We start from the raw sequence: 14,778 nt of genomic DNA, 5'->3' as shown, positions 1-14,778 counted from the left end.
GGATGACGTCACCTTATCACTGCGCGGGCAGGGCGACAATAAAGATGAGAATCATTATCAACTTTTGCGCTGCGGCACAGAAGGCGCGCGGACGGCCGCTATCCGTGCGCCAGCGGCAGGGATCAGGCGTCTGCGTTGTCCAGCGGCCAGGAGTCGAACAGGTAGCCGTCGAAGTAGATATCATCGACGTTGGAGAACTCCAGCAGGCGGCGTTTGACGTTTTCCAGATGCTGCCACATGGCAAGCTTGGCCGCCCGGGCGTCTTTTTTGATTAAGGCGGCGAGGATCCGTTTGTGATCCACCAGCCACTCCTGGCGGTAGTGGGTATCGCCGAGATGGCGGTGCAGCTGGATCCACATGGGGTTATTTTCCCGCCACTGCCATGACTGCCTGAACAGCTCGACCAGCATACTGTTGTGGGTCGCTTCGGCAATGGCCAGATGAAACTGCATATCGCCGCTTTCGGAGCCGCCCGGCGCGCTGCTGGCCAGCTCGCGCTCTTCCAGCTGCAAAGCCTGGCGCATTTTGATGATATCTTCCCGGGTTGCCTGCAGGGCGGCAAATTCGGCGATATTGCTCTCCAGCAGCTGGCGGGCCTGCAGCAGTTCAAACGGACCGGCATCATTGCAATGATTGATGTCCGCGCTCTCCGCCACGCCTTCTCCGACGGCGTTATCGAGCACGTAGATCCCGGCGCCGCGGCGCACTTCGACCAGCCCTTTAATCTCCAGCATGATCAGCGCCTCGCGGACCACGGTGCGGGTCACGTCCAGCATCTCGGCGATTTCGCGTTCCGGCGGTAAGCGATCGCCGGGGTTATAGGGCGTCTGGACGATCAGATTGCGGATCAACGCGCCGACTTCCTGATAGGGTCTGTGCTGAGAAGTTTGTGATTTCATGATGTTATGTTGTGAGATGCGATAGCCCGGTGGCTGACTATAGCATCTGGCCAGGGGGTTGGCACCTCCCCGTGCGCGGAGAGTGGGAAAACGGGTCAACCACACTGGTGTTCAGTTGACCCGTGGCAGGACAGAGCGTTACAGGCCGCCGCCGAGCGCCGCAACGCACTCGCGGGCGCCGCGTTCGCACAGCGCGTGGTAAGCCTGCGTCACCGCCGCAATAAAATCGCTATTGTCCGGCAGATCGTGGGCAAAAATTCCGCTTAACGCCAGCAGCGCGGCGACGCGTTCTGCGCCCTGAAAACGCTGGTTGATCTGTTGGATCTCCGCCAGCAGCGGGTCGACGACATCAATAGGCTGCCCCCGCTCGTCGATGCCCTGGGTATAGCGCATCCAGCCCGCCACGCCGAGCGCCAGATGGCGCCAGCTGCTGCCGTTTTGCAGATGCAGACGGATGGGATCCAGCAGGCGCTGCGGCAGCTTCTGGCTACCGTCCATGGCGATCTGCCAGGTACGGTGGCGCAGCGACGGGTTGCTGAAACGGGCAATCAGCAGCGTGGCGTAGGCCTGGAGATCGGTGCCTTCCGGCATGGAGAGCGTCGGCGCCTGCTCCTGCATCATCAGGGCGAAAGCCGCTTCACGATAGGCCGGGTTGGTCATGGTATCGGCGATGGTTTCATAGCCGCCGAGATAGCCAAGATACGCCAGGAAGGAGTGGCTGCCGTTGAGCATCCGCAGCTTCATCATTTCAAACGGCACGACGTCTTCAACAAACTGCGCGCCGACTTTATCCCACGCCGGGCGGCCGCTGACGAAGCTATCTTCAATCACCCACTGGCGGAACGGTTCGCAGGCGATGGCGCACGGATCGTAGACCCCAAGCTGGTCGGCAATCTCCTGCAGCGTTTCCGGCGTCGCCGCGGGTACGATGCGGTCAACCATGGTGCACGGGAAGGTGGCATGGGCTTCAATCCACGCCGCCAGCAGCGGGTCGCGCGCCTGGGCCAGACCAAGCACCGCCACTTTCGCCACGTGGCCATTCTCGCGGACGTTATCGCAGGACATCACCGTAAAGGCCTCAAGCCCCTGCTCACGGCGCAGGCGCAGCGCTTCGACGATATAGCCTATGGCGGATTTCGGCGTCGTCGGGTTGGCGAGGTCGTGTTGAATCAGCGGGTTGTTGAGATCGAGCTGGCCGCTGGCCGCATCGGTGCAGTAGCCTTTTTCAGTGACCGTCAGGGAGACGATTGCCGTGTGCGGACGCGTCATGGCGCGCAGAATGCCGTCACAGCCGTCGATTTCCGGATGCAGCGCCTCTTTCATCGAACCGATAATTTTCAGCGCGGTGCTGTCAGCGCCTTTTTCCGCCACCGTGTAGAGCAGCTGCTGATTTTTCAGCTGTTCAATCAGAACGCGATCGTTGCCCGGCATCAGGTTGACTTCGCAGATGCCCCAGTCGCTGTCGCTGGTTTCCAGCAGATGATGGGTATAAAGCGCCTGATGCGCGCGGTGAAATGCGCCGCAGCCCAGGTGAACGATGCGGGATTCCAGGCGAGAACGATCCCACGCGGGGCGCGTCACCGGCAGGTTGCTGTCGGCAATGGTTGCAGTCATAGCAAACTCCAGAGTGGGCCGCAAAAGGCGGCCGAAGAGGTAAAGGCGGGACGTCGGCCCCGCCAGTCAGGAATTAGCGGCTAAAAAAAGCGCGCTGAATCGCCAGCTCGACGCCGCGAACTTCAGCCAGCCCTTTCAGGCGACCAATCGCGGAATAGCCGGGGTTGGTTTTCTTTTTCAGATCGTCGAGCATCTGGTGGCCGTGGTCAGGACGCATAGGGATAAGATCCACTTTGCCTTCCGCTTTACGGCGGTGCTCTTCTTCAACAATCGCTTTCACCACTTCGTACATGTCCACGTCGCCGTGCAGGTGAGCGGCTTCGTGGAACGTTTTCGGGTTCTCTTCGCGCAGCGTAGAGCGCAGATGGGTGAAGTAAATGCGCGGGCCGAACTGCTTAATCATATCCACCAGATCGTTGTCGGCGCGGACCCCGTAGGAGCCGGTGCACATGGTAAAGCCGTTAGCCATGCTGTTCACCGTGTCGACCATCCACTGCATATCTTCAATGGTCGAGACGATGCGCGGCAGGCCGAGAATCGGGCGCGGCGGATCGTCCGGGTGTACCGCCATACGTACGCCAACCTCTTCGGCGACGGGGATAATCGCTTTCAGGAAGACGGCGAAATTCTCGCGCAGCGCGGCTTTATCAATATCTTTATAGGTGGCAAGGTGCTGGCGGAACTGGTCGAGGGTATATCCCTCTTCCGCGCCCGGCAGACCGGCGATAATGTTGCGGGTCAGGCGCGCTTTATCTTCATCGCTCATGGCGGCGAAACGCTGATTCGCCTGAGCGACCTCTTCGGCGGTGTAGTCCGCTTCCGCGCCCGGACGCTTGAGGATATGCAGTTCAAAGGCGGCGAATTCAATTTGATCGAAACGCAGGGCTTTGGAGCCATCCGGCAGGACGTATTCCAGGTCGGTACGGGTCCAGTCGAGGACCGGCATAAAGTTGTAGCACACGGTACGGATGCCGCACTGGGCCAGATTGCGCAGGCTCTGCTGGTAGTTAGCGATCCACTTCGCGTAGTTGCCGGTATGGGTTTTGATCTCTTCGTGAATCGGTACGCTTTCGACCACCGACCATACCAGCCCGGCGGCTTCCACGATGGCTTTACGCTTGAGGATTTCGTCAACCGTCCACACTTCACCGTTCGGAATATGGTGCAGGGCGGTAACCACTCCGGTCGCGCCCGCCTGACGGACGTCAGCTAAAGTGACCGGATCGTTAGGGCCATACCAGCGCCATGTCTGTTCCATGCTTAACCTCTTTCACGTTATTGACCTGCTTCAGGCCGCTGCTTTGATGGTAGCGTCGGTTCCGGTCAACCATCGTAACGGAGGGGAAACCAGACGATATGGCGTATAAATTCCTCCAATTGGTCGAACATGTCAACCATGAATGGCAAATTGGTAAACCAAAGTGTGACGGAGATGCGTGAAGGGGAGGGAACGTTAAACAGGGCGGCATTGTTAAACCGCCACGGGGCGCGGGCTGATTCTGCTGGCGTTAGTGTTAAGCATTTTTCATGTACTTCAAGAGATTACTCAGAACCGGGGAAGTGGAATTCTTCATGGGCATAGGGTCAGTGCGCGGCGGGTAGCGTCGTGTTGCGAAATGGTTAACCAATGTGCCAAACCTATCGACCAGAAGAACGGAGGCGGTCATTGATGCCGGCCGGAGCGCGTACGGACTCGCAGCAGATCACACTTTTTGATTATTACGATTTCCATATAAAAACTACGTGTTATCATTCCGCTGGTAAATACCTTTTCAACTCTCACCGAGGCTTTGATGCTGGAGAATGTCATCATCAGATAATCAGCTTCCCGACCTTTTCAGGCCGGACTGGTTATCGCTGCGCTTAAACCTTACGCGAACACCTGCGGGTGTTGGCTCGTTTTTACGCATGATGATTAACAGGTTTCTTCAGTATGAATCTATCCCGTCAGGAACAACGTACCTTACACGTTCTCGCTAAAGGTGGCCGGATCGCGCACATCCGCGATGCATCAGGCCGCGTCACCTCTGTTGAATGCTACAGCCGCGAAGGGCTCCTGCTCAGCGACTGCACGCTCGCCGTTTTCAAAAAACTCAAAACCAAAAAGCTGATTAAGTCCGTCAACGGACAGCCCTACCGCATCAATACCACCGGGCTGAATAACGTCCGCGCACAGCTGGACAATCGCTAAGGAGCCTCTGATGACAAACCACAGCTTCACTTTTCATGTCGCCTCTGAAGGCGATACCGATGACATTCTCGACGTCGAAACCCGGGCTTTCGGCTACAGCAAAGAGGCCAGGCTGGTGGCCGATTTGCTCAACGATGAGAGTGCCTGCCCGACGCTATCGCTGCTGGCCAGGCATAACGGAGAGGCGGTTGGGCATATTTTATTCACCCGGGCGACGTTCAAAGGGGAGCCGGACTCGCCGATGATGCACATCCTTGCTCCCCTGGCGGTGGTGCCGGAATACCAGGGCGTGGGCGTTGGCGGAGAGCTTATCCGGCACGGCATTGAGCAGTTGAAAGCAATGGGAAGCCAGATGGTATTTGTTCTGGGCCACGCCGCTTACTACCCCAGGCACGGGTTTGAGCCATGCGCGGGAGATAAAGGCTATCCGGCGCCTTATCCGATTCCCGAGGCGCATAAAGCCTGCTGGATGCTGCAGCCGATTTCGTCTCAGCCGCTGGGACGAACGGGCCAGATACAGTGCGCCCGGGCGTTAATGAAACCCGAGCACTGGCGCGAGTAATCAATAAGGAGATGATGATGACTATTGGCACGATTATTACAGGTTCCAGGCATATCGCGTTGTCATCCCGGGAGCGCAAAATCCCCTGGGATGAACCGGCTTTTAGCCAGCGTATGCTGGAGAACCATCTGTCGCAGGAGCACGACTGGGCCAGCCGCAGGCGGGCGGTTATCGAACAACAGGTCGCGTGGATTGTCGGACAGCTACCCGCCGGAGCGCGCATTCTGGACCTCGGCTGCGGGCCGGGCTTTTACACCCGCCTGCTGGCGGAGCGCGGCTTTTACTGTACGGGCGTGGATTTTTCGCCGGCGTCGATCGCCTGGGCCCGGCAGCAGGCGCAGGCGGCCGGGCTTGATATTGCCTATCACCAGCAGGACGTTCGCGAGTACGCGCCGGAAACCCAGTTTGATTTCATTATGATGACCTTCGGTGAACTGAACGTGTTCAGCGCGGCTGAGGCCCGCTCGCTGGTTCATCGCTGCGCGCAGTGGCTGGTTCCGTGGGGAAAGCTGCTCATCGAGGTTCATACCTATGCAGAGGTTAAACGTCAGGGAATGGCCGATCCCGGCTGGCAGCGCTGTCCGCAGGGGCTGTTTCTTGATGTTCCGCACCTGCTGCTGACGGAGCACGCCTGGGATCCGGCGGCGCAAACCAGCTCCACGCGGTTTATGGCGATTGAAGAGAGCGGCAAGGTGACGCGCTTCGGCAGCCGGATGACCGCCTGGCATGATGATGCTTATCTCGACCTGCTGCGCACGGCGGGTTTGACCACCATTACTCGCCCGGATGAGGCGGAATGGCCGGTCAGCGAAACCTTTACCGGCAAGCTGTACGCGCTGCTGGCCGAAAAAAACGTTCCCGATTCTCTTTCCGCAAAACCCATAAAAGGAATTCAACCATTGGATATTCCACGTATTTTCACCATTAGTGAAAGCGCTCACCGCATCCATAACCCGTTTACGCCGGAAAAATACGCCGCTCTTGGCCGCGCGCTGCGAATGAAGGCCGGAACCCGGATACTCGACCTTGGCAGCGGTTCGGGGGAGATGCTCTGTACCTGGGCGCGCGAACACGGCATTCGCGGCATCGGCGTCGACATGAGCGCGCTGTTCAGCGAGCAGGCTAAGCTGCGGGCAGAAGAGCTCGGCGTTGCCGACCGCGTGACGTTTATTCACCAGGACGCCGCCGGTTATGTGGCCGAGGAAAAATGCGACATCGCCGCCTGCGTGGGCGCGACCTGGATCGCCGGCGGCGTCGCCGGGACTATCGAGCTGCTGAGCAAAAGCCTCAAGCCCGGCGGTATGCTGCTGATCGGCGAACCGTACTGGCGCCAGGTACCGGCAACGGAAGAGATAGCACAGGCCTGTGGCGCCTCTTCGCTCGCCGACTTTCTGACGCTTGCCGATCTGGTCTCCTCTTACGATGCGCTTGGCTATGACCTCGTCGAAATGGTGCTGGCGGACCAGGAAGGTTGGGACCGCTACGAAGCGGCGAAATGGCTCACCATGCGCCGTTGGTTGGAGGAAAACCCCGATGATGAGTTTGTGCCAGAAGTCCGGGCGGAGCTGACGATGGCGCCAAAACGCCATACGACTTATACGCGTGAATACTTTGGCTGGGGCGTGTTTGCGTTAATCAAGCGGTAGTTGAAATACCCGGCATAGCAGGAAGGCTATGCCGGGATCAGGGGGGTTCAGAACCGCAGGAAAGGGCGTCCCTGGGTGTTCTCTTGTCAGTTTACGCATTGCCCGGGACAGCAGCCGGTTAGCGGCGAACTGGCCATATTCATTACGTTTTCAGGATAATTTCTTGGGGATTTCTGGCACTGAATGCACGTCAATTTGACTCTGCGTACTCCCTCGCTAATTATTTTTTTCCGGGCTCACAACCATCCAGACAGCAATACCTATAATGATCGCCCCGATAACAAAACCATTGTTAACGGTTTCGTTCAGTACCATGTATCCCCATAGCATGCCAAATGGAGGAATTAAAAAGGTCACTGTTAATGAACGTAAGGGGCCGATATCAGCGATAAGCCGGAAATAGAGTATGTAGGCAAATGCGGTACAGATCGCTCCTGCGGCAATGACGCTTATCCATGCCTCTTGCTGTAACCAGTTAACGGTCGGTCCACTATGGGTGCTCCATATAAAAAAGGGTAGCAAAAAAAAGGACGCACCTATCTGACTACCGAAGGCCACGATTTTAGGATCGAGTCCACCTTTATTTGAAATCCAGCTACGCGTCAGAAAACCGGCGATCGCATAGCAACTGGTCGCGATGAGGCAGGCAATAACGCCGGCAATTTGTTTCTCAGCTGACAGGGGTTCACCAATTGTGGCGATCTCGATGATCCCGACAATGCCCAGGAGCATGCCAGCCCATTTTCTGAATGTTAATTTCTCTGCAAAAAATGCAAACCCAATCACCGCCCCCATCAACGGCGTTGTTGCATTCAGAATGGCTGAATACCCAGCCGGTAACCATTTGGCAGCCAGGCAATACATCAGGAAGGGTAATCCAGAATTAATGACGCCAAGCATCACAGAGGACTTAAATTTATCTTTAAAGTCAAAAGAAGATTTAAAGATAAATAAAATAACCGCGAGTCCTGTGAAACCAAAAAAGACGCGCAAAAAAGCCGTGTTAATAGCGCCAAACTGCGGTACGGCTATACGCATAAAGAGAAAACTCGCGCCCCAGATAGCGGCGAGCAACAATAACCGAAGATAATCAGCAATGCGCATAGCGGTTCCTTTTATTTGAATGAGAAGTCACAACGCAACTGTGAAACAGGGCGGGCGTACTGACAAACAAGATTTTTGTTTATACTTAAGCTTTTCTAATTCATGAAGTCGTGTAGCCGATGAAAATGCCACCTTTACATGCGCTTATGTGTTTTGAGTCTGCGGCAAGGCTGATGAGTATGAAAGCGGCTGCCGATGAGTTATGCGTGACATCCAGCGCGGTCAGCCAACAGATTGCTAAGCTGGAAAGCATGACGAACAGCCGGTTGTTCATACGTAGTCCTCGCCGTCTCGAACTGACAACCGAAGGACGCATCTATCTGCGGGCGATAAGGCCGGCTTTCAATCAGATAGCAGAAGCAACACAGCGCTTAATGAATGAAGGAAAGGCAAACAAAGTGACGGTCAGTTGCACAAGTGGTTTTGCCATCCAATGGCTCCTGCCGCGGCTGCCTGCATTTGAAAAAGCTAACGCGGGCGTGGAAGTGCAAATCAGTACCACCAACAGGCAGGTTGATTTACTGTCTGAAGGGATTGATTTCGCCATCCGACACGGGGCTGGTGACTATCCCGGGCTGGAGTCTGAGTGCCTGATAAACGATAAACTCCTCCCGGTCTGTAGCCCCCGGTTAATCGCATCAGAGGACGAGCTCTCATCACCGGGCGATATGGCTGAATACACGCTGCTGCACGATGAACACAGGCTGGACTGGGCTCTCTGGTTTCGTGCTCTGGGTATTAGCAATTTGAAGACAGACACGGGGCCCGTTTTCATCGATTCCAACGGCGTGATTGAGGCCGCAATCGCGGGCAAAGGTATCGCGCTCGTGCGCAGTTCTCTTATTTGTGAAGAACTGAAGAGTGGTTTGCTGATTAACCCGCTAAAAATACCGGTTGATACGCCGATTGCGTACTATCTGGTGTACGACGAGTCCGCGGTCTTGCAGAAGATATGCCGGCGTTTCCGTGACTGGATAACCACGACCGCGACCAAAGAATTTCCCGCGATAGACAAGAGGGTTATATAAAGAAGCTGACCCCAGTTCTGTCCGTACTCCCTCTGAATTCCCTATGACGTGGGGGGAGAAATGGGGAGATAATCTCCTCTCCCCCTGGAAAGACATGTGTCTGGTCGTTGATTCCGGTGCGCTAAAGCGTTGAGAGGCTGCGTATTGCTGAATACAGCAGGCCTGACGGCGGCAGCCCGTTTTATCAGAATTTGACGGTCACCTGATTGCCGAGCACCCAGGCGTTTTTAATCTCTTCGCTTCCTCCCGGATGAACGAGCAGCTGCAGGTTAGGGCGCACGGTCAGCCATGGCGTCGCGCGAAAGCTATAATGCAGCTCTGCGGCATACTCGGCTCTGCGAACCGGAACATACAGAGGGTTATCATAATCATCGATCCCCCGCATCTGGTTCAGGAGCTGCGCCCGACGGGCGACTCTGTCGTTGGCGTGCATTTTACTGACGCCGAAGCTGATAAAGTCCTGCGGACGGCTGGCGAAAGGGCCTTGATAAATGGCTCCGGCCTGAATCTGATAGTCCATTGTCGCCGTATCTTTATCATTCATTGCCAGATGCCCGAAAAGGCTAAGGCCACGTTGGCGCTGGCTGCTCGAGTAGGTCAGCTGCTGGACGACATAGAGATAACCTCCGTAGCGGCCGTCGTGTCGCCGGGCGGCCTGGTGCGTGAGCACATAGGGATCGCCATTGTCATCATCCAGCACATCATTGGCGTCCGCCGTGTTATACCATCCCCCGAGTTTCCAGATGCCGGGGAGTTTTGCCGCGCCGAGAGTAGGTCGATATCCCAGTTCAAAAAGGTACATGTACCCCAGATGCCCGGTACCATCCAGCTGGAAGCTTCCGTGGCGGGTGGCGTAGGCAGGATTGTACTGAAACGCGCCGGCCTGGACGTAAAGCGCCGGGGCAGGGCTGTATTTAATACGGCCGCCCCACTGGCCTATGGGGGTGTTATACCAGACGCCGCTGCCGTGTCCGGCTAAAGAGCCGCACAGCGACAGGTTTTGAAAAAAGCAGCCGTTGTTATCAAAATCCTCTCCCGGCGGCATCAGGCCCACCTTGAGATCCAGCTTCTTATCCCACCCGGTTTTTTTGAACCAAAACTGCGTCGCGTGCCATGTTTGCCCCCGACCGTAGTTGCTCTGAACACCGGAGCCTATTACCGGCGCGCGCGGATCCTGAAGGCGATCCTGAGTCAGATCTCGCCCGTTACGATTATTCACCGACGCTTTAAATTCACCGTCGTGAATACCTAAAATCTTTTCCAGATCCATATTTACGCCGAGAATATACTGGTCGCTGTAGCGCAGGGTTTTATCGCGATCGTAACCGCCGGAGATATTCGTGGCCGTCATTGCGCTATATTCCAGCGTAAAATCATAACCATGACGGCGCAGATCCGTACGCACGCCTCCCCATTCTCCGGTCATGTTTTTTGCGGTGGGAGAAAAAAGCGTCTCGTTGGCCAGCGTCTGTAAAGGGTGTAGTAAAGCCAGCAGCATCGTGCCGCTGTGGATGAGTTTGTTCATGTTTTTACCGCCTGTTAATGATCCAGGTCTATGAATAATTCCCGGTAAGGCGCAGCTGAATCAGCCGGCTGCGCCGACCTCCCGTCAGAGGTGGCTCCGCGTTTCCCGGAGCCACAGGCCGTCTATGGCGACAGCTCTTCTAACGATTTTCCTTTGGTTTCAATGGCAAAAAGCCAGGTAATTAAGCCGCCAATCAGCGCAATGACCGCGAAAGTGATAAACACAAAGCGGATCCCGAAGCCGCTGACGATAAAACCGACCATCAGTGGGCCGATGGATGACCCCGCCCGGAGCCATGCGCTGGAATACGCGGTGCCGATAGCGCGCAGTCGGGTGGGATAAAGCTCTGCCGCGTACAGATAAAGCGAGAAAGCGATGGTCTGCAGAATGGCGTAGGTCAGGCTGCCCAGAATCAGAATTTCAACGGCGGATTTCGCGCCCAGAACGGAGAGGGCGATCAGCGGAACGACGGCCAGTAAAAAGGCCCATGTGTACCAGCGCTTGCGCCCGACGCGGTCGATCATCAAGGCGCAGATCACCGAAGCCACGACGCCGCAGGAAGAGGTGATCCAGCCGTAGGCCAGACTGGTATCGAGGGAGAGGTTAAACCAGGTTTTGTAGAGGGTTGGAAACCAGGTGATCATTCCGTTGTTGACGCTATAAACCGTCAGCCACAGTCCCCAGAGCATAAAGGTGCGGGATTTATAGATACCGCCAAAGAGGGCTTTAACCCCTTCCGGAGCCGCTTTTTGCACCGCGGGGGCTTTTATTTCCGGTTCGGGCAACGTCATCCCGCGCCTGATGACCTCTGATTCCAGCGTCGATACGATGCTGTCCGCTTCCTTCAGCCTCCCTTTTGCTGTCAACCAGCGCGGTGATTCCGGCATGAGCCAGCGCAGGGGAACGGTCAGCGCGGAGGGGACTAAGCCAATTAAAAACATGACCTTCCAGCCATAGATGGGCACCAGAAAATACCCCACCAATCCGGCAAACATCATGCCGATAGGGAAAATCACTTCATACAACAAAAAGAAACGCCCGCGCTTTTTGGCACCGACAAATTCATTGATATAGGCGCTGGCAACGGGGACTTCCGCACCGATACCCACCCCCTGTAAAAAGCGAATAACAAGAATTGACCAGCCGTTCCAGGCAAAAAGGCAGGCCGCATCCATGAGTACGAACATGATGATGGTGATACGCAATACGCCGATACGGCCTATTTTTTCCGCCAGCGAGCCGAAAAACAGGGCGCCGCACAGCTGGCCCACGTAGCTGGCCGCAATAATAAGACCGACAAACGTCGGCGTGAGACCCCACTCCTGGGTAAGCTGGGGGAGCGCAAATGCGATTGCAATAATGGTATAGGCATCGAAAAACGTCGATAAGCCGACGATAACGCGGATCGCTTTCAGCCGTCGGGTGATGGGGAGGCGTTCCAGCCTTGCCAGCAGCGCGTCTGGCGTGGACGCCGTTCCGCTGGCAACGGCGTAATCTGAAGCAATGGCCTGAGTTGACATAGTATTACCCTGTTAAACGTTGTCTGGGGCATACACGTAAGGTTCTGAATAACCACAGGGCAACGAACCCTTATTCATCGACGTGCTGCATATAATGCTGTCCTGATGTGTTTATGATAACGTTACTGCAATCGATTTCACTTGCAGCTAATCCTTTGCTGGATTCGCCGCTAAGTCAATTACGCCTGTTGTATAAATGTCGAGCAGTTCACAATCTGAAAAAACTCACGCGCAAAAAGGCGAAGCGGCGAATGCAAAGCAAAATGGATAAGAAATGTGAATTAACGACCAGCCGAATGAACCCGGCAAAGTGAAGCACCATTCCTTTTGTCCGGGCGAGGTTTGACGTAAGATCCTTTAACCCCACGGTTTGCACGATGGTATCCGTTGAACGGGCAACACGGATTTTTACCCGCATTGATGAGTTGGAGCAGCAGATGGATCAAGAAAGTGAACTGAACGATTTGCCGGAAAAAAAGCTGGCGACAATGCGGGATGTTGCTCGCGCTGCGGGCGTGAGCGTCTCGACCGTTTCGCGCGTACTCGATGAACGGTTACCCACCTCGCGCAGCGCCTCGGCAGAGAAAATTCGCCAGGTGGCCCGTGAGCTGGGCTACCGTCGGGACTATGTTGCTTCCAGCCTGCGCCGGGGCGATACCGGAACGCTTGGCGTCCTGGTGCCGAGGCTGACCGATGCCGTTACGGCGATGCTTTTCGAAGAGATAGCCAGGGCGGCGGCCAGGCGAGGCTATTTCGCGATCGTTGCGACCTGCGGTGATAGCAAGGAGCAGGAGAAAAACGCCGTGGAATCGCTGCTGGATCGCCGCGTGGATGGGTTGATCATGTCTACCTGCCGGCTGGACGATCCTTTGCCGCAAACCCTGCGTGAACGGGATGTGCCCCACGTTCTGGCGCTGCGTACCGACGGTTTTAGCCCCTCATCGGTCGGGGACGATGAGCTTGGCGGCTATCTGGCTACCCGACACCTGATTGATTTAGGCCACCGCGATATTGGCCTGATTGGCGGCCCTGATTTTGCCTCCAACGCGCGCAACCGGCGTAAGGGCTTTGAGCGGGCAATGCAGGAAGCCGGGCTCAGGATCGAAGCGGAATGGTGCTGTCATTCAGATTTTAATATCGCCTCGGGGGAGCAGCAGGGAATGAAAATTCTCAGCCAGCCTCATCGCCCGAGCGCGCTATTTGCCGTCAATGACGAACTGGCGATCGGCGTCCTCGCGGCCGCGCACCAGCAGGGGCTGGTGATTGGCGAAGATCTCTCCCTGGTCGGTTACAATGATATTCCCCTGGTGAGCAGACTGCCCGTGGCGCTGACCTCGGTCAGAACGCCGCTGGAGCATATCGCCAGCAATGCGGTTGATATGTTATTGAATCCAGAGATAAATAATAATATTCGGATTACCACGCCTTCCCTTATTCCCCGTAAGTCTACCGCGTCTCCACGTAAATAATCCCCCTGCGATCCTCCCCCGACTTTCCAGGAGAAAGCGGGGAGGGTTGAATTTTGTATAACGGATCTCATCCCGGATGCAGATCGCGGTTTAGTTTGTGATCTGCGTTGCATTTTTAACCAACATGGCGTTGACGGTTTTATTTTTGAGGTTCAATGTCAACGTTGTGAAAACGATTGCAGAAACGATTTCACTTCCGTTTCAAAGAATCGCTTAACCGTAAACAAATGCTTACTCATCAAGGGGATATTTATGATTAACATCGATCTGAGAGGTTTGACTCCGGCTCCGGTTACACCCTTCACTCGCGATGGACGCGTAGACTATGATGCCATTCAGCGCCTCGGCAGCTGGCTGGGCAGCATCGACGGGGTGAAAGGTCTGGTGGTGCTGGGACATGCAGGGGAGGGGACTTTTCTGACCCAGGAAGAGCAGGCGAATGTGATCCGCGCGTTTGTGAAGTCCGTGGATGATAAGCTTCCGATTATTGCCGGCATCACCGGGGAAGGGACGGAAGTGGCTGCGCTGGAGGCGAAGCGCGCCGTTGCCGCCGGCGCATCCGCCGGTTTGCTCTATCCTTCCCACGGCTGGCTGCGCTTTGGCTATCAGGATGGCGCGCCTCAGGATCGCTACCGCGTGGTGTACGAAGAAAGCGGCCTGCCGCTGATTCTTTTCCAGTATCCGGATGTCACTAAAGCTACCTACAACCTGAAAACGCTGCTGGATATCTCCGCGCAGCCGGGCGTATTTGCCATGAAGAATGGCGTACGTAATATGCGCCGCTGGGATACCGAAATTCCGGTTATTCGCCGCGAGCGTCCGGATCTGCAAATCTTAAGCTGCCACGATGAATATCTGCTGCATACCGCCTTTGATGTGGATGGCTTCCTGGTCGGCTACGGCAATATCGCGCCTGAGCCGTTAATTGAAATGATTAAGGCGGGTAAAGCGGGCGATTACGTTAAAGCGCGTGAGCTGCACGACCGACTGCTGCCGGTGACCAAAAGCGTCTACCACCGCGGTTCGCACATGGAAGGTACCGTGGCCCTTAAACATGCTCTGGTTGCGCGCGGGATCCTTGAACATGCCACCGTTCGCTCTCCGCTGCTGCCGCTCGAAAATGGCGCTGAAAAAGAGATCCACGACGCCATGCGCGCCGCTGAGCTGGGCCGCGTCGGTTAATTTATTCTGCGTCTGTTGTTAATCCGCAATGCAGAGAT

12 protein-coding genes and 1 pseudogene are annotated in these 14,778 nt (G+C 56.0%); 7 read left to right on the top strand and 6 right to left on the bottom strand.

All coding sequences use genetic code 11. The features are described 5' to 3' along the window. Window positions 1–122 precede the first annotated feature (122 nt). The 3 genes from uxuR to uxuA all read right to left on the bottom strand — a co-directional run bounded on the left by uxuR (window position 123) and on the right by uxuA (window position 3,771). Entirely contained in the window at window positions 123–899 is a 777-nt protein-coding gene (uxuR, locus tag JLG71_RS22400; protein WP_185219607.1) for a Uxu operon transcriptional regulator, read from the bottom strand. 138 nt (window positions 900–1,037) lie between these two features. Next, on the bottom strand, window positions 1,038–2,513 hold the full coding sequence (locus JLG71_RS22395) for a fructuronate reductase (RefSeq protein ID WP_014228053.1): 1,476 nt from the start codon (window positions 2,511–2,513) through the stop codon (window positions 1,038–1,040). Between the two features lie 73 nt (window positions 2,514–2,586). Continuing rightward, window positions 2,587–3,771 carry a mannonate dehydratase gene (gene uxuA, locus JLG71_RS22390; RefSeq protein ID WP_200913828.1) on the bottom strand — a complete coding sequence of 395 codons (1,185 nt, stop codon included), beginning with the start codon at window positions 3,769–3,771 and terminating at the stop codon, window positions 2,587–2,589. Window positions 3,772–4,446: 675 nt separating this feature from the next. On the opposite strand from uxuA, the gene JLG71_RS22385 reads away from it, so the two are divergent. The 4 genes and pseudogenes from JLG71_RS22385 (at window position 4,447) to JLG71_RS28485 (ending at window position 6,912) form a co-directional block, all read left to right on the top strand. Beyond that, on the top strand, window positions 4,447–4,704 hold the full coding sequence (locus JLG71_RS22385) for a YjhX family toxin (protein WP_004110819.1): 258 nt from the start codon (window positions 4,447–4,449) through the stop codon (window positions 4,702–4,704). 10 nt (window positions 4,705–4,714) lie between these two features. After that, window positions 4,715–5,266, top strand: coding sequence for a GNAT family N-acetyltransferase (locus JLG71_RS22380; RefSeq protein ID WP_200913827.1), 552 nt, complete (start codon window positions 4,715–4,717; stop codon window positions 5,264–5,266). A gap of 11 nt (window positions 5,267–5,277) precedes the next feature. Further along, window positions 5,278–5,805: pseudogene (locus JLG71_RS28490) on the top strand (class I SAM-dependent methyltransferase); the annotation flags it as partial. Between the two features lie 360 nt (window positions 5,806–6,165). Next, entirely contained in the window at window positions 6,166–6,912 is a 747-nt protein-coding gene (locus JLG71_RS28485) for a class I SAM-dependent methyltransferase (RefSeq protein ID WP_227630958.1), read from the top strand. Window positions 6,913–7,128: 216 nt separating this feature from the next. On the opposite strand, the gene JLG71_RS22370 is transcribed toward JLG71_RS28485, so the two are convergent. Then, window positions 7,129–8,016 carry a DMT family transporter gene (locus tag JLG71_RS22370; RefSeq protein ID WP_200913826.1) on the bottom strand — a complete coding sequence of 296 codons (888 nt, stop codon included), beginning with the start codon at window positions 8,014–8,016 and terminating at the stop codon, window positions 7,129–7,131. A 119-nt stretch (window positions 8,017–8,135) separates the two neighbouring features. Between JLG71_RS22370 and gcvA the strand changes: the two genes are divergently transcribed. After that, window positions 8,136–9,044, top strand: a complete 909-nt coding sequence (gene gcvA, locus JLG71_RS22365) for a transcriptional regulator GcvA (protein WP_064405202.1) — start codon at window positions 8,136–8,138, stop codon at window positions 9,042–9,044. Window positions 9,045–9,228: 184 nt separating this feature from the next. Here the strand turns inward: gcvA and JLG71_RS22360 are convergent, their stop codons facing one another. After that, window positions 9,229–10,569 carry a carbohydrate porin gene (locus JLG71_RS22360; RefSeq protein ID WP_014228059.1) on the bottom strand — a complete coding sequence of 447 codons (1,341 nt, stop codon included), beginning with the start codon at window positions 10,567–10,569 and terminating at the stop codon, window positions 9,229–9,231. A gap of 122 nt (window positions 10,570–10,691) precedes the next feature. Then, window positions 10,692–12,089 (bottom strand): MFS transporter, encoded by a 1,398-nt coding sequence (locus JLG71_RS22355; protein WP_025107246.1) that lies wholly within the window; start codon window positions 12,087–12,089, stop codon window positions 10,692–10,694. Window positions 12,090–12,526: 437 nt separating this feature from the next. Between JLG71_RS22355 and JLG71_RS22350 the strand changes: the two genes are divergently transcribed. Continuing rightward, window positions 12,527–13,558 (top strand): LacI family DNA-binding transcriptional regulator, encoded by a 1,032-nt coding sequence (locus JLG71_RS22350; RefSeq protein WP_116280929.1) that lies wholly within the window; start codon window positions 12,527–12,529, stop codon window positions 13,556–13,558. Window positions 13,559–13,810: 252 nt separating this feature from the next. After that, window positions 13,811–14,740, top strand: coding sequence for a dihydrodipicolinate synthase family protein (locus JLG71_RS22345; RefSeq protein WP_004848004.1), 930 nt, complete (start codon window positions 13,811–13,813; stop codon window positions 14,738–14,740). The last annotated feature ends 38 nt before the right edge of the window (window positions 14,741–14,778 follow it).

It is taken from the genome of Klebsiella michiganensis, from assembly GCF_015139575.1.
Taxonomy (GTDB): Bacteria; Pseudomonadota; Gammaproteobacteria; order Enterobacterales; family Enterobacteriaceae; genus Klebsiella; species Klebsiella michiganensis.
Note: the sequence above shows the minus strand (reverse complement) of the source record. Positions and strands in the feature narration are given on the sequence as shown.

Excerpts from the sequence above, each read along its gene's own strand:
- uxuR (WP_185219607.1), bottom strand. The coding sequence starts at position 899 with ATGAAATCACAAACTTCTCAGCACAGACCCTATCAGGAAGTCGGCGCG.
- JLG71_RS22395 (WP_014228053.1), bottom strand. The coding sequence starts at position 2,513 with ATGACTGCAACCATTGCCGACAGCAACCTGCCGGTGACGCGCCCCGCG.
- uxuA (WP_200913828.1), bottom strand. The coding sequence starts at position 3,771 with ATGGAACAGACATGGCGCTGGTATGGCCCTAACGATCCGGTCACTTTA.
- JLG71_RS22385 (WP_004110819.1), top strand. The coding sequence starts at position 4,447 with ATGAATCTATCCCGTCAGGAACAACGTACCTTACACGTTCTCGCTAAA.
- JLG71_RS22380 (WP_200913827.1), top strand. The coding sequence starts at position 4,715 with ATGACAAACCACAGCTTCACTTTTCATGTCGCCTCTGAAGGCGATACC.
- JLG71_RS22370 (WP_200913826.1), bottom strand. The coding sequence starts at position 8,016 with ATGCGCATTGCTGATTATCTTCGGTTATTGTTGCTCGCCGCTATCTGG.
- gcvA (WP_064405202.1), top strand. The coding sequence starts at position 8,136 with ATGAAAATGCCACCTTTACATGCGCTTATGTGTTTTGAGTCTGCGGCA.
- JLG71_RS22360 (WP_014228059.1), bottom strand. The coding sequence starts at position 10,569 with ATGAACAAACTCATCCACAGCGGCACGATGCTGCTGGCTTTACTACAC.
- JLG71_RS22355 (WP_025107246.1), bottom strand. The coding sequence starts at position 12,089 with ATGTCAACTCAGGCCATTGCTTCAGATTACGCCGTTGCCAGCGGAACG.
- JLG71_RS22350 (WP_116280929.1), top strand. The coding sequence starts at position 12,527 with ATGGATCAAGAAAGTGAACTGAACGATTTGCCGGAAAAAAAGCTGGCG.
- JLG71_RS22345 (WP_004848004.1), top strand. The coding sequence starts at position 13,811 with ATGATTAACATCGATCTGAGAGGTTTGACTCCGGCTCCGGTTACACCC.